Genomic DNA, 18104 nt, shown 5'->3' with positions numbered 1-18104 from the left:
GGGCCCGACCCCGGGTGTCAGTGTTCCCGGGCGGGAAGCCGGTCCAGGCCCGTGTCGAGCAGGATGCGGTCGACGGTCTGCGGGAGCGTGCTGTCGGCGCCGATGACTGTCTCGACGTCGCCGGGCAGCAGGTCGAGCTCCCGGTACCAGGAGCACAGGTCCGCCTCGCCGACCTCGTGGGCGATCGGCTTCGTGGCGTGACGCACCAGGGTCTCGGCGAGCGGCACGTGAAGGTAGTAGCCGTGGGTCGGGCCGCGGTGATCCCTGCGCAGTCGTTCGAGCATGGGCCCGTACCGGTCGGCGTAGAGGATGCCTTCGAGGACGACGTGGTAGCCGGCGTCCAGGGCATAGCGGGCGACGGCGTCGATCAGCCCGATGTTCGCCGCGCCGGGGCGGTCGTGCTCGCGCAGCACGACCCGGCGGAGGTTGTCCTGCGCGACCAGGGCCAGGCCCCGGCCGAACCTCTCGCGGAGACCGGCCGCCACCGCCGACTTGCCCGCGGCGCTGTTGCCGCGCAGGACGACCAGCCGGGTCTCTGGGGTGCCCACCATCACGGCGCTCACGCTACCGGCCCGGCCGACCTCGGCGCGCACGGCGTCGCTCCCGGTTCCGCGCGGTGGCAGGGGTCAGCCGGACACGTACGCGTTGAGCGGCGAGAGCCCGTCCAGATCCGCCTGGAGCCCCTTCAGGCCGGAGCTGTGGAGGAACGTGCGCACCGGCACGTACACCGGAATGGCCGCCGCCTGCTCCATCACCCGGCGGTCGACCGTCGACCACTTCTCGCCCGCCGCCGCCAGGTCCGTCGTCGCGTTGGCCTCGTCGATCGCGGTGTTGACGGCCGCGCTGTCGAGCCGGGAGAAGTTGGAGGTGGTCGGATAGGTGTAGCGGCCGTCGAAGGAGTCCGGAAGATAGGCCGACGCCAGCGGGAGGCCGCCGGCGTTCATCGGCAGGCGGACCAGGTCGTACTCGCCCTTCCCCGCGTTCTCGTAGATGTCAGAGACGTCGACGTTCTTCAGCGTCACCCGGAAACCGGCCTTGTCCAGGGCCTTCTTCACCGCTTTCGCCCGTGCTTCGTCGGCTGTCGTCGCAAAGGCGACGGTGAGCGGGTAGCCCGTCTCGCCGGCCTCGGTGAGCAGCGCGCGGGCGGCGTCGGGGTCACCGTGCGCGCCGGCGCCGTACAGGTCGAAGTCGCGGGAACCGCGGATGCCCGGCGGCATCAGGTGATGCGTGGCGACGCCGTCCTCGCCGCTCGCGGCCAGGACGTCCGCCGCCGGATACGCGGTGGCGACGGCCTGGCGGACCTTCAGCTTCGGCACCCGCTCGGTGTCGACGCAGTACGCGTGGACGTAGGGGGCCGGTGACGTCACCCGCACCGTTCCGCTGCCGGTCGCGCCGTCCGTCGTGCCCAGCCCGTCCTTGTCCAGCGAGCCGGAGAACGTCATCACGGCGGAGTCCGGACCGGCCGCGCGGATCCGGGACCTGATCTCGTCGAGGGTGAGCGCGCCGGTGATCTCGTACCGGTCGGGGTACGCGGTGCGCACCGGGTCCGTGTCCGCGCGCCACTTCGTATTGCGCGTGAGCGTGAGGTTCTTGGCACCGGTGAAGGAGCCGATCTGGTAGGGGCCCGTCGACGGCAGAAGGGCGGAGGTGCCGGAGATGTCGGAGACCCGCTCCGGCACCGGAGCGCCGTTGGGGCCGGCCAGGACGACGTTGAAGTCGGGGTGGGCGCCGTCGAGATGGAAGACGACCGTGCGGTCGTCCGGGGTCTCGATGACGCCCGGCGGCATCGCGTGCTCGTCGCCGATGCCGTCCGCGTCCTCGGGTCCGAGCAGGAAGCTGCGCAGGGTGCGGTCGCCCATCGGGAACTCGTCGGGGTCGAGGGCGCGCTCGACCGCGTACGCGAAGTCCCGGGCGCGTACGGGCGAGCCGTCGTTGTAGGTGAGCCCCGCCTTGAGGGTGAACGTCCATGCGCGGCCGTCCAGCGACGACCGGCCGGTGTCCTGGGCGAGGTCCCCGACGAGCCGGACGGAGCCGTCGGGCAGGGTTCTGAGGGCGGTCAGGCTGCGGTGGACGAGGCGGGAGATCAGCCGGTCGGCGCCGGACCACATGTTCCCCGGGTCGACGGTGGTGATCTCGCCGGGTTCGAGGACCGTGACCGTGCCCCCTTTACGGGCGTCCCGCACCGCCGGGGCCGGACCCTTGGAGTCGGCGGCCGAGCCGAGGGTGAGCGTCTGGGTCTTCGCCACCGGGGCCACGGTGCCGGCCTTCGACCCGCCCGAGCCGTTCTTCCCGCTGCCCTGGCCGTCGCTGTCGTCGCCGCCGAAGGGCTGGAGGACGGCGAGTGCGGCCACGAGCGCGACGGCCACGACCACGCAGGCCCCGATCCACGCGGCCCGCCAGCGCCGACGTGGGGGTGCGGCAACGGTCGGCGGCTGCCTCGGGCGGGGCGGTGCGAGGAGGTACGAGGTGACGTCGAGGCCGGGGGGCGTGACATCCGCCGCGATCGGCCCCGGGGCCGGCGCAGGCGCGGGATCCCGCTGAGCTCGGTGCGCGGACGCCCGGGCCGGGCTCCCCGGTGCCGTGGCGGCGGCGCCCTGCCCCGGCAGGGCGGTGTGATGCGGGAGCCGGGGCGCGGCCGCGGAGAGCTGCGGCGCGGGCGCGGCCAGCGTGTCGAACAGCGCCCGTGCCTCTTCCGCCGTCGGTCGCTCACCGACCGGCTTCGCCAGCATCCGCCCCACCAGCTCGTCCCACTCGGGGGCCAGCCCCGGACACCGTAGCGACGGCTTCTGCGGTGTCTCGTACACATGGCAGTGCATCAGCGCGGGCGCCGACGCCGAGTCGAACGGCGGTGCGCCGGTGAGCATCTCGTACACCGTGCAGCCCAGCGCGTACACATCCGTGCGGCCGTCGTCAGCGCCACGGGTGAAACGCTCCGGCGCCATGTACGGGAGGGTGCCGACGGGCGAGTCCGTGGTGGCGGTGAGCCGGCCGCCCGTCGTCGCGTCGAGGAACTTGGCGATTCCGAAGTCGAGCACCTTCACCATGCCCTCGTCCGTGACCATCACGTTCGCCGGTTTGATGTCACGGTGCACGATGCCGGCCCGGTGCGCGGTCGCCAGGGCCCGGCAGACCTGCGCCGCGAGCACCGCGACCCGCTCCGGCGGCAGCGGCCCCTCGGCCACCGACTCGCGCAGGGTCCGTCCCGAGAGCAACGGCATGACCAGGTAGGGGACTTCGCCCTCCGCGCCGTGGTCGAAGACCGGCACGACGTACGAGCTGTCGAGGGCGGCGGCGGCCCGTGCCTCCCGCCCGAACATGGCGAGCAGCCGTTCCCGCTCGGCACCGGCCGTGCCCGGTGGCAGACTCAGCAGCTTGACGGCCACCGTGCGTTCGAGCCGCGCGTCCCTGGCCCGCCACACCACACCCATACCGCCCGCACCGATCCGCTCCGTGAGCGTGTACCGGCCGTCCAGTACCGTGTCGCGCATCCTCGCCCCCACTCGCTCAAGGATTCGGCGGTCTCAATGTACCTATGCACAGAGCGAGTTGAGGGGTCCCAGGAGAGGTGCGGGCGGCCTGACCGACGGTGCGGCCGGACCGGCCGACAGCCGGACGTTCAGCCGGTCGTTTCCACGAGAGCACTGTTCGAACCGACCGAAAATGTGAACGGGTGTACGTACCAGGGTCGTTGGGACGTAGGTTGTGGCTCGAACTGCCCACGCCTCGGCCGAAAGACGGACGCCCCTCATGACCGACCATGTGACCACGCCCGGTTCAGCGGCACCTCAGAAGATCGACACCTCGGTGCCGCACTCGGCCCGTATCTGGAACTACTGGCTGGGCGGGAAGGACAACTACCCCGTCGACGAGCAGGCCGGTGACGCCTACACCGCCGTGTTCCCCGGCATCGTCACCATCGCGCGCAGCAGCCGCGCCTTCCTGCGCCGCAACATCACGTACCTGGTCTCCGAGGCGGGCATACGGCAGTTCCTGGACGTCGGAACCGGCCTGCCTACCGCCGAGAACACCCACGAGGTCGCCCAGCGTCTCGCCCCCGAGACGCGGATCGTCTACGTCGACAACGACCCGCTGGTCCTGGCCCACGCCCGCGCCCTGCTCTACTCCACCGCGGAGGGCGCGACCTCCTACGTCGACGCCGACGTGCTGGACCCGGAGCGCATCCTGGCGAGCGCCGCGGAGACGCTGGACTTCAGCCGTCCCACCGCGCTCATCCTCAGCAACATCCTGGGCCACGTCGCCGACCACGACCAGGCCCGTTCCATCGTCAACAGCCTGATGGCGGCACTGCCGTCCGGCAGCTACCTCTCCGTCAACGACGGTTCGCGGGGCATCGACCCGGTCTTCGAAGAGGCCCAGGACGCCTACAACGAAAGCGGCGCCGTCCCGTACAACCTGCGCTCCGTCGACGAGATCACGGCGTACTTCGACGGCCTGGAGCTCCTGGAGCCCGGAGTCGTCTCGGTCCCCCTCTGGCGCCCGGAGGCCACCTCCCCCGCCCCCGACGTGATCGGCGAACACGGCGGCCTCGCCCGCAAGCCGTAGCGGCCACGCCGCTGCCCTCCCCACCGCACGGGCGGCCGGCGCGCGCTGACGCCGCTCCGCCGCACCCGCCGTCCGGGCCGGTGCGGCGGAGCCGTTCAACTCTCCTACCGATATTGACGGATAATGTCAGTACTCCGTAAGATCGACCCCGGCATTGAGTGTCAGCATCAAGCCCTGGCTAGCTGACCGGCAACCCTCCTCCGCGGTGGGGTGCTCCAGGTGAAAGCCCGGCAGGGTCACCGACCCTGCAAGCGCGTGGCCCCGTTCCAGGGGCCTGAGATGTGGAGGACCAGCGTGCGGCACAGCGGCAACCTGAGTGCCTCGATCGCGACCGCGGAACTGTTCTCCGGTTTCTCGCGCAGGCGCCACATCGACCTGCAGCGCTCCGCCAGCTGTCTGTGTCAGGGCTGATCACGCCCCACCCCGCAGGCTGACCCTCGCACACAGCGCGGTCACGCCGTCGTCGACGTCGCCATCGACCCGGTCGTCGACACCCCCTCCCCCTGAACAGTTCTGAGCAGTGCCGGCCCGTGCGTGGCCGGCACCCTCCGCGCATCGCCATGCCGCGTTCCGCACCGGCATGCGCGCGGTGACCTTGGAGTAGGAGAACCATCCCGTGACAGCGCATCCGGATTCCCGTACCCCCCGGTGGGCGGCGCTCGCCGCACTCGTGACCGGCAGCCTTCTGCTCAGCGCCTGCTCGTCGAGCGGCAGCGGCAGCTCGAGCGGCGAGGGCGGCAGCCCCAAGTCGGGTGGCACCCTGACCTTCGCGGTGGGTTCCGACGCCGGCTGCGTGGATCCGCAGCAGGTGGGCAGCAACGACACCATCTACTCACTGCGTCAGGTCGTGGACTCCCTGACCGACCAGGACCCCAAGACCGGCAAGATCGTGCCGTGGCTCGCGAAGAGCTGGGACGTCAGCGCGGACACCACGACGTTCACGTTCCACCTGAGATCAGGGGTGACCTTCAGCGACGGGACACCGCTCACCGCGCAGGTGGTCAAGGACAACTTCGACGCGGTGCCGAAGCTCGGCGCCCTCGCCACACTCGCCCAGGGGTACCTGAGCGGTGTGGAGAGCACCACCGCCGTGGACCCGCTCACGGTGCGGGTGAAGTTCAAGCAGCCCAACGCGCAGTTCCTCCAGGCCACGGCCACGCACTCGCTGGGGATCGAGTCGTCGGCGAGCGTGCGCAGGAGCCCGCAGGAGAAGTGCAGCAAGGGAGTGGTCGGATCCGGGCCGTTCGTGCTGAACGGCTATGTGCAGAACCAGTCGATCACCCTGGCCAAGCGCGCCAAGTACGCCTGGGGTTCCTCCCTGTGGACCAAGCAGGGCGAGGCCTACCTGGACAAGCTGGTGTTCAAGGTGGTGCCCGAGGCGGGCGTGCGCACCGGCAGCCTCCAGTCCGGCCAGGTGGACGCGATCGGCAGCGTCGGCAGGGCCAACGAGGCGGCGCTCAAGGGCGGCGCGGTGAACCTCCAGGCGCGGGCCAACCCGGGCGTGGTGTTCAACCTGGGGCTCAACAACTCCCGGCCGCTCTTCAAGGACGCGAAGGTACGCCAGGCGATCCTGTTCGCCATCGACCGGCAGCAGATCGTCGACGCCGTGTTCCCGACCGGCACCGAGGCGGCGACCAGCATCCTGGCGCACACCACACCGGACTACACCGACCTCGGCTCCGACCTGACCTTCGACGCAGCCAAGGCGAAGTCCCTACTGGAATCCGCCGGTTGGAAGGCGGGCAGCGACGGCGTCCGGGCCAAGGACGGCAAGAAGCTGAGCCTGACCGTCAAGTGGTTCGCCAACGCGGCCACCAACCAGCCCGCGCTGGAACTGATCCAGCAGCAGCTCAAGGCCGTCGGTGTCGAGGTGGTGCTCAAGCAGCTCCAGATCGCCCAGTTCTCCCCGACCCTACAGTCCGGTGACTTCGACGCGGTGTGGGGCAACGTGACCCGCGCCGACCCGGACATCCTGCGCAGCTCGTACTCCACTCTGCTGGCCAACTTCTACCACCTGCCGGCCGGCCCGCTGGACACCGCGCTGACTCAGCAGGCCGCGACGACCGACGCGGCGAAGCGCAAGCAACTCGTCACCCAGGCACAGCAGTTGATCGTGCAGAACGCCTACGTCGTCCCCGTGGTGGAGCTTCAGACCCAGCTGGGGGTGGCTAAGAAGGTGCACAACCTCGACTTCGAGGCCTCCAGCCGGATCCAGCTGCACGACACCTGGGTCGGATAGCGGCCGGCATGCGTCTCTATGTGGTCAAGCGACTCGCGCAGGCCCTCGGGGTGCTCTGGGCGGCCTACACGGTGTCCTTCCTCGTGCTGGACTACCTGCCCGGTGACCCCGTCTCTGCGATGGCCGGAGCGGGAGCGGACACAGGTCAGGTCGATCCGGCCCAACTCGCGGCGCTGCGGCACGAGTACGGCTTCGACAAGCCGGTTCTCGCGCAGTACGCCGACTATCTCGGCAGGGCGGTGCGCGGCGACTTCGGCGACTCGGTGTCCACCGGCCGACCGGTGACCTCGACGCTGGCCGACGCGCTGCCGCAGACCCTCCAGCTGACCGGGGCGGCACTGCTCCTCGCGGTCTTCCTCGGCGGCGGGCTTGCGGTGCTGGCGACCTACACCACCCGGCGCTGGTTGCGACAGCTGCTGCTGTCGCTACCGCCGCTGGGGGTGTCGGTGCCCACGTTCTGGGTCGGGCTGGTACTCGTCGAGCTGTTCTCCTTCCGGACGAGGCTGTTCCCGGCGTTCGGCAACGACGGGCTGCGGGGCCTGGTGCTGCCCGCAGTGACGCTGGCGGTCCCGACCGGCGCCCTGGTGGCGCAGGTGCTGGCCAAGAGCCTGCTCACGGCGCTGGACCAGGCCTATGTGGAGACCGCCCGGGCCAAGGGCGCCGGCCGACTGCGCATTCATCTGCGGCACGCGCTGCGCAACGCCTCGCTGCCGGCGATGACGGTCGTCGGACTGCTGGCCGGCCAGCTGATCGCCGGTTCGGTCGTCGTCGAGACGGTGTTCTCCCGCGACGGTCTGGGCCGGGTGACCGCCGCCGCGGTCACGGTCCAGGACATCCCGCTGGTCCAGGGGGTCGTGGTGTTCGGGGCGCTGATCTTCGTGGCGGCCAATCTGATCGTCGATCTCGTCTACCCGCTGCTCGACCCGCGGATCGTGGTGGCGGCGAGCAGGAAGGTGCGTCCCGCATGAGCCGGACACTTGCCGACGATGTCACCGCCGGAGCCGCCGGAGCGGCAGGAACTGCCGAAGCGGTCGGACCGGTCGAAGCCGCGGCCGGCCTGGCCCGGCCGGTGGATCCCGGGGCCGACCCGGGCCCCGCGAGCGCCGGACGCGGTGTCGGCCCGCGACGGTTCCTGCTGTTCCTGCTGCGCCGACCCGGGCTGCTGGCCTCGGTCCTGGTGCTGGTGCTGGTGGTGCTGGCCGCGTTCTGGCCAGGGCTGTTCACCTCGCAGGACCCGCTGCACGGGGTGCCCGCGGAGAACTTCCGAGGCCCCGGCAGCGGGCACTGGTTCGGCACCGACGAGCTGGGGCGTGACGTGTTCTCGCGGGTGGTGCACGGTGCCCAGCTGTCGCTGAAGGCGACCCTGATCGCCGTGGGGTTCGCGTTCGTGGTCGGCGGCCTCATCGGCCTGGTCGCCGGGTTCGTCGGCCGCTGGGTCGAGGACGTGCTGATGCGTTTCGTCGACGTACTGCTGTCGATCCCGTCGCTGTTCCTGTCCCTGGCCCTGGTCACCGCGCTGGGCTACGGAACGGTGAAGGTGGCCGTCGCGGTCGGCATCGCCAGCGTGGCCGGCTTCGCCCGGGTGACCCGCGCGGAGGTGCTGCGGGTGCGGCAGGCGGTCTTCGTCGAGGCCTCGCGCTCCTGCGGGGCCCGCTGGTACTCGGTGCTGGGCCGGCACGTCCTGCCCAACGCGGCGGGCCCGGTGATCGTGCTCGCCACCCTCGAGTTCGGCGCCGCCATCCTCGCCGTGTCGTCGCTGAGCTTCCTCGGCTACGGGGCGCCCCCACCGGCGCCGGAATGGGGCACCTTGATCTCCGACGGGCGCAACTACCTGGCCAACGCCTGGTGGCTCACCGCGCTGCCCGGACTGGCGATCGCGGCGACCGGCCTCGCCACCAACCGCATCGCGCGGGCGCTGGACGGCGAATGGTCCCGACAGCGATGACCGGCCCCACGACGAACGAACCCGAGACGGACGTACCCGTGACGGAAGAAGCCGTGACCCACCAGTCCGCGACCCACGAGTCCGCGACCGACGAGTCCGCGACCGACCAGGCCGTGTCCGGCCACGGCGCGACCGGTCACCCCACGACGAGCGAGGCCGCGACGGCCGAGACCGCAGCCGACAGAACCGCGACGGGCAAGGCCACGGCGGACCAGACCGCATTCGACCAGGTCGCTGCCGACAGCGCGGTCACGACGGGCAAGTCCGCCACCGACAGGCCCGCCGCCGGTGAGGCCGCAACCGACGCGGCCTCAGCGGGCGAGCCCGCGTTGCTGGAAGTGCGGGGTCTGTCCGTGTCGTATCGCACGCGTGGCGGGACCGTGCGCGCGGTGCGGGGCGTGGACCTCGACGTATGGCCGGGACAGGTCACCGCGGTGGTCGGCGAGTCGGGTTCCGGGAAGAGCACGACCGCGCACGCGATCACCCGGCTGCTGGCGGCCAACGGCGGCATCGACGCCGGTACCGTCCGCTTCGGCCGGCACGACCTCACCGCGTTGTCGGAGCGGGAGTTGCGTACCGTACGCGGCGCACGGATCGGTCTGGTGCCGCAGGACCCGACGGTGTCCCTCAACCCCGTCAAACGCATCGGTGAGCAGGTCGCCGAGGTGCTGCGCATCCACGGGCTGGCGACCCGCCGCTCCGCTCCGTCGTCCGCGATCGCGATCCTGGACCAGGCGGGACTGCCCGATGCGGCCACCCGCGCCCGGCAGTACCCGCACGAACTGTCCGGCGGGATGCGCCAACGGGCCCTGATCGCGGTCGCCATCGCCGCGAAACCGCGGCTGATCATCGCCGACGAGCCGACCAGCGCGCTCGACGTCACCGTGCAGCGCGTCATCCTCGACCATCTCCAGCACCTCACCGAGGAGTCCGGCACCGCCGTGCTGCTGGTGACGCACGACCTCGGCGTAGCGGCCGACCGGGCGCAGCGGCTCGTGGTCATGTCCGAGGGCCGGGTCGTCGAGGCCGGTCCCACCCGCGAAGTCCTGAAGAACCCGCAGCACGCGTACACCCGGCGGTTGTTGGCCAGCGCGCCCAGTCTCACGACGGCCCGGCCGCGTGCCACGGCCGCGGTCGCCGCGCCGGCTCCCGACGACGCACCGCTGGTGGAGGCCCGCAACCTGGTCAAGGAGTTCCGGCTGCCCGCCGCCGCGGGCGCGGCCCGCACCCTGCGCGCGGTCGACGACGTCAGTCTCACCCTGCACCGCGGCCGGACGCTGGCCCTGGTCGGCGAGTCCGGCTCGGGAAAGTCCACCACCGCCCGTCTGGTGCTGCGGCTGGTCGATCCGACCTCCGGGAGCGTCCTGTTCGACGGCGCCGATGTCACGACCGTCCGCGGGGCAGGGGCCCGGCAGCTGCGCCGACGGGCCCAGCTCGTCTACCAGAACCCGTACGCCTCGCTGGATCCCCGGTTCTCGATCGGCGAGGTGATCACCGAGCCGCTGCGCGCGTTCCGGGTCGGCGACCGTGCCTCCCGGCTCGCCCGGGCCCGGGAACTGCTCGACCGGGTGGCGCTGCCCGGCTCGGTGCTGGACCGTCGCCCGGCGGAACTGTCCGGCGGGCAGCGGCAGCGCGTCGCGATCGCCCGCGCCCTCGCGCTCTCGCCCGATCTGGTGGTGTGCGACGAACCGGTGTCCGCGCTCGACGTGTCGGTCCAGGCGCAGGTGCTCGACCTGCTCGCCGAACTCCAGGCCGACACGGGCGTGGCGTACCTGTTCATCTCGCACGACCTGGCCGTCGTACGTCAGATCGCGCACCGGGTGGCCGTCATGCGGTCCGGCCGCGTCGTCGAGACGGGCACCGTCGAGGACCTGTTCACGCATCCTCGCCACGACTACACCCGCGAACTGCTCGCGGCGATCCCCGGCGGCCGCCACGCGTCGGCCGGGGACCGGCCGCACCAACCGAAGGAGCACCTGTGACCGTTCAGGACACGTCGGCGGAACTCGAAGCCTTCGTCCACGACTGGCAGGAGTGGCATCACCGGCAGGAGGCACGACTCGCCGACCCGCACGGGTTCCTGGCGATCACCGGACTGCACTGGCTGAGTGACCGGCCGGAACGCTTCCCGGACGCGCCGGGGGCGTGGTCCACCGGCGCCGACGGGATCGTCGTGGTCCTCGACGAAGGCGAGGAACTGGTCGTCGACGGAACCACCGTCCGGGGCGAGCACCGTTTCGGAGTGATCCCGGAGCGCGGCGGGGTCGACGCCGTGTGGGGCGACGCCGTCATCGAGGTGGCCAAGCGCGGCGGGCAGGACATCATCCGCCCCCGGCATCCCGACACACCGCTGCGTACCGGCTTCAGCGGCACACCGGCCTACGCCCCGCACCCCCGCTGGGTGGTGACCGGCCGTTACACGGCGTTCGACGAGCCCAGGCCGACGACCGTGGGTGCGGCGGTCGAGGGGCTGGAGCATGTGTACGACGCGCCGGGGCGGGTCGAGTTCGAGCTGGACGGGCGTCCGCTGGCACTGACCGCGTTCCCAGGGCACGGCCCGGGAAGTCTGCTCCTGCTGTTCACCGACGCGACCTCCGGGGTCACCACCTACGCGGCCAACCGGGCCCTCGCGCTGGACGCGCCCGCCGCCGACGGCACGGTCGTTCTGGACTTCAACCGGGCGGCGAACCTGCCGTGCGCCTACACCGATCTGGCCACCTGCCCGCTGCCGCCCGCGGAGAACCGGCTGCCCGTGCCGGTCGAGGCCGGCGAGAAGATCCCCCGCGAGCGGGGTGGGTCCTGACCGCCGAGCACAGAGCACCGATGAGCCGACCCCGACCCTGAGGACTGGCACCGTATGAGCATCCCCTCCATCACCTCGTTGGCCTTTCTCACCCCGGGCAACTTCGCCGACGACGATCCCTACACCGGGCTGGAGGAGACGCTTCAGCTGTTCGAGTACGGCGAGCGGATCGGCTTCGACGGCGCCTGGGTCAGGCAGCGGCATCTCGAGCACGGAGTGGGTTCGGCGGCGGTGTTCCTCGCCGCGGCGGGCCAGCGGACCGAGCGGGTCGAGCTGGGCACCGCGGTCATCCCGATCGGGTACGAGAGCCCGTTCCGGCTGGCCGAGGACCTGGCCCTGGCCGACGTGCTGTCCCGCGGCAGGCTTCAGGCCGGGTTCAGCACGGGCATGCCGCACGCCGAGCTGCTCGGCGACCTGGTGTACGACGGGGACTGGCGCGGCTTCGACCTGTCGTACGGCAGGATCGCGCGTGTCGTCGACAACCTGCGCGGGGACTACCTCGGGAGCCCGGACACCGTGATCCAGTCGCCGGGCAACACCCAGCGGCCGCGGCTGCAGCCGCACGACCCGGGCCTGTTGGACCGTGTCTGGTACGGCGGCGGCAGCCTGCGTTCGATCCGGTGGGCCGCGGAACACGGCCTGAACCTGCTGAGCGGCAACATCGTCACCGGTGAGGGCACCGACGACTTCACCACGGCCCAGCTCGCCCTGCTCTCCGAGTACCGGCGCACGGTCTCCGCCGCTCGTCCGGCGCGGGTGGCGCTGGGCCGGGTGATCGTGCCGCTCGACAGCGCCGACGCCGGCACCCGGGCCCGGTACCGGGAGTACGCGGCCGCCCGGCATGCCCGCACCCTGGCGCCGCAGGGCAGGAACCGGACCCTGTTCGCGCCGGACGTGGTCGGGACGGCGGAGCAGATCCTGGAGCAACTGACCGCGGATCCCGTGGTCTCGGCCGTGTCGGAGCTGCGCCTGGAGCTGCCGTACGAGTTCCATCGGGGCGACTACGAGCAGATCCTGTACGACGTCCGGCATTCGATCGCGCCGGAGCTGGGCTGGCGGCCCGCCGGTGCGGCCCCTCCGGCCGCACCGGCGGTCGCGCCGCCGGTCGCCGCCCGGGGCGGCATCGGTCGATGAGCGAGCCCGGGCCGGAACGGTACGGTCAGAGCAGCCGTCGGATGTCACCGCGGACCCGGTAGAAGCCGCCGGCCGCCGTGTGCAGGGCGTCCACCACGTACCGTGCCCCGGGCTCGCGTATCTCGCGCGGGAACTGGACGTTCCAGGAGGTGTCGTAGCCGTCGGACACCACGTGCACCCGGACCCGCCCCGATTCCTGGACGCACTCGACGACGATCGACCCGGAGGGCGCCTGGGCCACGGTGGCCACCGTGGCCGCGGCCGTGGCGGGGACGTACGTCGGCAGGGCCGCGGCGAGCTTGACGTCCCGCGCGACCGGCACCGTGCCCTGCTCGGCCGCGGTGATGGCCGCCTCGCTCGCGTCCACGCACACCAGCGAGCCGTCCGTGGTCACCAGGTACAGCCGTTCGTCGCGGTACTGCATCGACAGCGCCGAGCCGCCGCCCGTACCGAGCTTCCACAGGCGCGTGCCGTCCCGGTCGAAGCAGTAGACGGACGACGACGCGTCACCTGCGAACACGAAGCGCCCGTTGGGCGAGGTGGCGCAGGAGTAGACCGCACTGTCGCAGCCGTACGTGGCCTCGACGGCGCCGGTGGCCTTCGACAGGCGCTGCACCACCTTGTGCGCGGTCCCCGCGAACACGGCGTGCTCCTCCTGCCAGCCGAACAGGACGCCGCCGCGGGTGGGCGTGTGCCAGAGTTCGCCGCCGCCGTCGGGCGCGTAGGCGGTGACGCCCCGGTGGTGACCGTGGTAGACGGCCCGGTCGTCCGCGCGGACCATCCAGGCGTGCTCGCCCTGGCTGCGGCGGGCCCACTGGTGTTCGTCCTCGTGGTCGATGACGGTGAGCCGGCCGTCGCGGTCCGAGACGTTCAGCAGGCCCTCGTGGATGTCCAGCCAGAAGATGTCGACGTCCGCCGCGATGTCGTACGCGGCGAACGGCAGCTTCGAGGACAGGTCGTAGACCTTGCCGTCGTCACAGCCCGCGTAGATCCAGAAGTCGTCGGCGACCAGGCACTTCACGCCGTCCGGCAGGCTGAAGCGGGCCAGGACGCCACCCTCGTGGTCCAGGGTGTAGACATCACCGGACTGGTTGCCGACCCAGCAGCGGTCGTCGTCCACGTGGATGCCGAACGCCGAGGAGCCGGTGCGGAACCGCCACAGCACCGGGGCCACGGCGCGTGCGGTGGACGGCGCCGAGGTCACCTGACGGCGGGTCACCGAACGTGGGGGACGCTCGCCCGCGACGGCCGGGGCGTACCCCTTGCGGACCTTCTCCCCGACCTTCCGCGCGGCGGCGGCCCGGGCCTTCTCGGCGGTGGGGAACGTCGTCGTCTGCAGCTGCCCGGTGGCGCCGATCCGCCCGTACCGCACCGTCACCACCACGCCGTCGACGGCCACTTCGTAGAACTTGTGCGCGCCGCCGCCGTCCTGCGACAGCTCCAGATACGTCGTCGACACGGTGCTGGACCCGGTAGCCATGACAAAACCCTCCCCAGGGTGGACCCGCGGCCGTTCCGGCGAGTCCCACTCCCCGAAATGTAGGCCCAGGCACTGACAATCACGTCAGGCGGTGCCGGGCGCCTCGGCCGGGTCACCGGCCGCGCAGCGCGGGTAGAAGGGATCGAGACCGGTGCGGGGCAGATCGCCTGCGTCTCCGCAGCCCGTCGGTTCCGCCTGAGCGGCGAGTGCGGCGGCCTTGCCCCCCAGGCGGATCCGTGTCTCGTGGACGCCGTCGCCGCTGTACGTGTACGCCGCAAGGTCGGGGTACCGGTCGTGGTTGGAGTCGGTGACGCCGATGTCCTTCGTGGGCCCCGTGTCGAGGTGCAGGATGCGCTGCCCTCGGCCGGTGTCGGAGAAGGGCCCGAGCCTCAGCTCGGAGAGCTTCGGAGGGATCGGGTCGTCGCCCCGCTGTTCCGCTCCGGCGACGACGACGAGGTCGGTCCATCCGTCGCCGTCGAAGTCCGCGACGGCGACGCGCACGTACTGCTGGTGTTCCCCGGCGCGATCGGCCAACCCACGCCCTCCGACCGTCCTCTCCCGGGCCGACCCGGCGCCGAAGGTGATCGTCAGCCGGGCGCCGCTGCGGGACGGGTCGGCGACGAGGTCCGGCCGGCCGTCGTTGTTCACGTCGGTCGTCAGCTGCCCGGATGCCGTGAGACAAGCGGTGACGGCGGACGGTGCGGTCGGGGGCAGCGGCGGCCTTCCCAGGGACTCCTCGCATCCGGCGATGAGCAGCAGGCCGACCGCGACGAGGGCGGCGTGCTTCAGCCGCCTCCTGCGTGTCTCCACCCCAGAGATCATGGCGAACGACTATGGCACACCGGGAGCCCCGCCCACCGTGGAGGGGTCGGCCCGGCCCCGGCCGCGACGCAGGCGCAGCGCCGTCAACTGTTCGTGTTCTTCTTGTTCTTCGGGTCCTTCGTGCTCTCCTTCTTCGTACGTTCCGTGCGCTCCGTACGTTCCCCGCTCTCCGTGTCCTGGATGTCCTTCGCCGGTCGGCCCGGTGGGGCATCGCCAGCGGTGAGGTGCTCCAGGACCTCGACCAGTTCCTGGCAGGCGCGTTCCACGGAGCGTCTGGTGTTGCGTTGCTCGGTGATCACCGCGGAGAGCAGCAGGGCGGTCAGGGCCATCGTCCCGTTGAAGGCCTGGAGCTTGATCATCACTTCGATGCGGGTCAGCCGGTCGAAGGGGCCGATGCCGTCCGTCGCGGCGATCGTGGCCATGACCGACGTGAACAGGGCGCACAGCATGCTGCCGACGAGCTGGAATCGCAGCGCCGCCCAGATCAGCAGGGGATAGACGAGGAAGAGCAGGCTGACGGGGCTGCGTGTGGCCAGCGGGACGAGGGCGCCGGCGATGAGAGCCAGTCCTGTGGCCTCTTTCCAGCGGGACAGGTGCAGGGGCCGGCTCATCGCGTGCAGCACGAGCAGGACCGGCGTGACGATCAGAACGCCCATCGCGTCGCCGACCCACCAGGCCAGCCAGACGGGCCAGAAGCTGTGCGTGCCGAGTTTGTCGGTGAGGATCAGGAGACCGACACCGACGGTCGAGCTCACCAGCATGGCGGTGAGGGCGCCCAGGAAGACCAGCGCGAGGCCGTCCCGTAACCGGGCGAGGTCGTTGCGGAAGCCCACCCTGCGGAGCATGAGGTACGCGCAGACGGGGGCGGCGGTGTTGCCCACCAGGTTGCCGATCACCACGGGCCGCAGCGAGGTCAGGGAGAGGACGACGAAGAGGGCACCGAGGGCGATGCCCAGCCAGCAGCGGATCCCGAGGATCAGCAGACAGGCCAGCGCCACGCCCGTGGGCGGCCAGATGGGGGTGAAGATCGCGCCCTCGACGACGAGCTGCCGCATGAGCCCCAGCCGCCCGGCCGCGTAGTAGCCCAGGGCTACGGCCAGTGTCTGCACGGCGAAGACGGCTGCTCGACGCAGATCCGGGGTACCCACCACAGCAGCCATCAGACACCTGCGCGGCGCTGTCGGCGAGGCGAGACGCGCGGTGTCCGGCCCTATGGCTGAACCAGGGGGACGTCCGGCGCCGTCAGTCCGTCGTGTCCCACCACCAGTACGGCCGCGTCGTCCTCGTGTCCCACGCGCTCGGCGCTCTTGATCACCGCGGCGGCGAGGGAGTCCGCCGCCATGCCGGCGACGGCGGCGATGCCGGCGAGCCGTACGACCTGGTCGAGGCCCTCGTCGACGCTCAGGGTCGGCCCCTCCACCACGCCGTCCGTGAGCAGGACGAACACCCCGCCCTTGGTGAGCCGGTAGCGGGTGACCGGGTAGTCCATGCCCTCCTGGACCCCCAGGGGCGGGCCGCACTCGTCCTCGGCGACGCCGGACTTGCCGTCCGCCGTGGCCCACACACAGGGGATGTGCCCCGCTCTTGCGCTCTCCAGGACCCCGGTGGCGGGGTCGAGCCGCATGAAGGTGCAGGTGGCGAAGAGGTCACCGCCGAGGGAGAGGAGCAGGTCGTTGGTCCGGGCGAGGAGCTCGCCGGGCTCGCCGGTCACGGAGGCGAGGGCACGCAGACCTACCCGCACCTGACCCATGAACGCGGTCGCCTCTATGTTGTGGCCCTGGACGTCCCCGATGGACAGGCCGATGCGCCCGTCCGGCATCGCGAAGGCGTCGTACCAGTCGCCGCCCACGTTGAGGCCGTGGCAGGCGGGCGCGTACTGCACGGCCAGGCGGAAGCCGGGCGCAGCGGGCAGGTTCCTGGGAAGCATGCCGCGCTGGAGGGCGAGGGCCAGCTCGACGCGGGAGCGTTGCAGCTCCGCGCGCTCGCGCGCCTGGGCGGTCAGCGAACCGAGTCTGGCCAGCAGCTCGTCGCCGTCGTCCGTGGGGCGCTTGCGGGACATTGATCACTCCGGCGGGACGGCAGCTCGTCGGGAGGGCAGCCCCATCGGGCAAACCTCACATTTTACCTTTAGAGGATGATACCGGCCCCGAGGCTCGGCCCGACAAAGCCGGATTCGCACAGCCCGTCGACGACCTCCGCGGAACCCCCCGCGCCGGGTGAGATCTTCCCGCGCGGACAGCGCATCCCGTGCTCGTCCCGCCCCCTCCCCTCCCCCGGCCCGGACGAGGCGGAACGGATCATCGTCCTCGCGGGCCGGATCACCGCCCTCGGGGGCCTGTGAGCCCCCGCCGGTGCCGCCCCACGGGCGGCACCGGCGTGGCCCTGCCGGCTCACACGCTGAGCGCCGCCCGCACGGTCTGCTCGGCGCCCGTGCCGCCCTCGCCCGAGGAGGTCACCCGGCCCGCCTCCAGCACGTAGTAGCGCTGGGCGGCCCGCATGGCGAAGCCCACGTGCTGTTCTACGAGGAGGACGGAGAGTCCGCCGCGGCGGGCGAGGGCCAGGATCGTCTCCTCGATCTCGGCGACGACGGACGGCTGGATACCCTCGGTCGGTTCGTCGAGCAGGAGCAGCCTCGGCCGGGTGACCAGGGCGCGGGCGATGGCGAGCTGCTGGCGCTGGCCGCCGGAGAGCAGGCCGGCCCGGCGGCCGGACAGCTCGCGCAGGACGGGGAACAGGTCCAGTGCCTCGGCGATCGCCTCCTTCCCGCCCCCGCCGCCCGACCGGCCCGGCGAGACCCTCGGGCGGCCGTCCGCGACCAGCTGGAGGTTCTCGGCGGTGGTGAGGTGCGGGAAGGACTGCTGGCCCTGCGGGACGTACGCCATACCGCGGGCGACCCGCTGGTGCGGGGCGAGACGGGTGATGTCCTCGCCGTCGAGCAGGACGCTCCCGCCGGTCGGCTTGATCAGGCCCATGGCCGCGCGCAGCAGGGTGCTCTTGCCGGCCCCGTTGTGCCCGAGCACGGCCGCGACGCCGTCCTCGGGGACGGCGACGGTCACCCCGTGCAGCACGGTGGTGCGGTCGTAGCCCGCCCGGACGGTGTTGATCTCCAGCATGGGCT

The 18104-nt window shown here is 71.8% G+C and carries 16 protein-coding genes and 1 riboswitch; of the genes, 9 read left to right on the top strand and 7 right to left on the bottom strand.

The annotated features are described in order from the left end of the window. Positions 1-17 precede the first annotated feature (17 nt). Both OG736_RS40480 and OG736_RS40475 read right to left on the bottom strand, forming a co-directional pair. On the bottom strand, positions 18-551 hold the full coding sequence (locus tag OG736_RS40480; RefSeq protein WP_327187844.1) for a P-loop NTPase family protein: 534 nt from the start codon (positions 549-551) through the stop codon (positions 18-20). Positions 552-626: 75 nt separating this feature from the next. Next, positions 627-3488, bottom strand: a complete 2862-nt coding sequence (locus OG736_RS40475; protein WP_327186882.1) for a protein kinase domain-containing protein — start codon at positions 3486-3488, stop codon at positions 627-629. A 259-nt stretch (positions 3489-3747) separates the two neighbouring features. Between OG736_RS40475 and OG736_RS40470 the strand changes: the two genes are divergently transcribed. The 8 genes from OG736_RS40470 to OG736_RS40435 all read left to right on the top strand — a co-directional run bounded on the left by OG736_RS40470 (position 3748) and on the right by OG736_RS40435 (position 12684). Next, positions 3748-4563, top strand: a complete 816-nt coding sequence (locus OG736_RS40470; RefSeq protein ID WP_327186881.1) for an SAM-dependent methyltransferase — start codon at positions 3748-3750, stop codon at positions 4561-4563. A 150-nt stretch (positions 4564-4713) separates the two neighbouring features. Further along, a riboswitch (SAM riboswitch) is annotated at positions 4714-4823 on the top strand. 19 nt (positions 4824-4842) lie between these two features. Further along, on the top strand, positions 4843-4974 hold the full coding sequence (locus OG736_RS40465) for a putative leader peptide (RefSeq protein WP_327186880.1): 132 nt from the start codon (positions 4843-4845) through the stop codon (positions 4972-4974). A gap of 205 nt (positions 4975-5179) precedes the next feature. Further along, the gene (locus OG736_RS40460) at positions 5180-6802 is read left to right on the top strand and encodes an ABC transporter substrate-binding protein (protein ID WP_327186879.1); all 1623 of its coding nucleotides are present in this window, start codon (positions 5180-5182) and stop codon (positions 6800-6802) included. Positions 6803-6810: 8 nt separating this feature from the next. Continuing rightward, positions 6811-7770 (top strand): ABC transporter permease, encoded by a 960-nt coding sequence (locus OG736_RS40455; protein ID WP_327186878.1) that lies wholly within the window; start codon positions 6811-6813, stop codon positions 7768-7770. After that, positions 7767-8747 carry an ABC transporter permease gene (locus tag OG736_RS40450; RefSeq protein ID WP_327186877.1) on the top strand — a complete coding sequence of 327 codons (981 nt, stop codon included), beginning with the start codon at positions 7767-7769 and terminating at the stop codon, positions 8745-8747. The genes OG736_RS40455 and OG736_RS40450 overlap by 4 nt, the downstream gene beginning before the upstream one ends. Before the next feature lie 38 nt (positions 8748-8785). Continuing rightward, positions 8786-10729, top strand: a complete 1944-nt coding sequence (locus OG736_RS40445; RefSeq protein ID WP_442817132.1) for a dipeptide ABC transporter ATP-binding protein — start codon at positions 8786-8788, stop codon at positions 10727-10729. Continuing rightward, positions 10726-11550 (top strand): DUF1684 domain-containing protein, encoded by an 825-nt coding sequence (locus OG736_RS40440; protein ID WP_327186876.1) that lies wholly within the window; start codon positions 10726-10728, stop codon positions 11548-11550. The genes OG736_RS40445 and OG736_RS40440 overlap by 4 nt, the downstream gene beginning before the upstream one ends. Positions 11551-11604: 54 nt before the next feature. Continuing rightward, positions 11605-12684, top strand: coding sequence for an LLM class flavin-dependent oxidoreductase (locus OG736_RS40435; RefSeq protein WP_327186875.1), 1080 nt, complete (start codon positions 11605-11607; stop codon positions 12682-12684). Positions 12685-12709: 25 nt separating this feature from the next. Here OG736_RS40435 and OG736_RS40430 read toward each other — a convergent pair whose 3' ends face one another. From OG736_RS40430 to OG736_RS40415, 4 genes are all read right to left on the bottom strand, one after another. Next, positions 12710-14164 carry a WGR domain-containing protein gene (locus OG736_RS40430; RefSeq protein WP_327186874.1) on the bottom strand — a complete coding sequence of 485 codons (1455 nt, stop codon included), beginning with the start codon at positions 14162-14164 and terminating at the stop codon, positions 12710-12712. Positions 14165-14248: 84 nt separating this feature from the next. Beyond that, entirely contained in the window at positions 14249-14974 is a 726-nt protein-coding gene (locus tag OG736_RS40425; RefSeq protein WP_327186873.1) for an FG-GAP repeat domain-containing protein, read from the bottom strand. A 95-nt stretch (positions 14975-15069) separates the two neighbouring features. Then, positions 15070-16146 (bottom strand): MASE1 domain-containing protein, encoded by a 1077-nt coding sequence (locus tag OG736_RS40420; RefSeq protein ID WP_327186872.1) that lies wholly within the window; start codon positions 16144-16146, stop codon positions 15070-15072. Between the two features lie 50 nt (positions 16147-16196). Beyond that, a complete protein-coding gene (locus tag OG736_RS40415; RefSeq protein WP_327186871.1) occupies positions 16197-17045 on the bottom strand; it encodes a PP2C family protein-serine/threonine phosphatase in 849 nt (282 codons plus the stop codon). A 75-nt stretch (positions 17046-17120) separates the two neighbouring features. Between OG736_RS40415 and OG736_RS40410 the strand changes: the two genes are divergently transcribed. Then, positions 17121-17327, top strand: a complete 207-nt coding sequence (locus OG736_RS40410) for a hypothetical protein (protein ID WP_327186870.1) — start codon at positions 17121-17123, stop codon at positions 17325-17327. Between the two features lie 49 nt (positions 17328-17376). On the opposite strand, the gene urtE is transcribed toward OG736_RS40410, so the two are convergent. Then, entirely contained in the window at positions 17377-18099 is a 723-nt protein-coding gene (gene urtE, locus OG736_RS40405; protein ID WP_327186869.1) for an urea ABC transporter ATP-binding subunit UrtE, read from the bottom strand. Positions 18100-18104: the final 5 nt, after the last annotated feature.

This window comes from Streptomyces sp. NBC_01334 (assembly GCF_035983595.1).
Classification (GTDB): Bacteria; Actinomycetota; Actinomycetes; order Streptomycetales; family Streptomycetaceae; genus Streptomyces; species Streptomyces coriariae.
The sequence above is the reverse complement of the archived record's forward strand: the minus strand, read 5'-3'. Positions and strand labels throughout refer to the sequence as shown.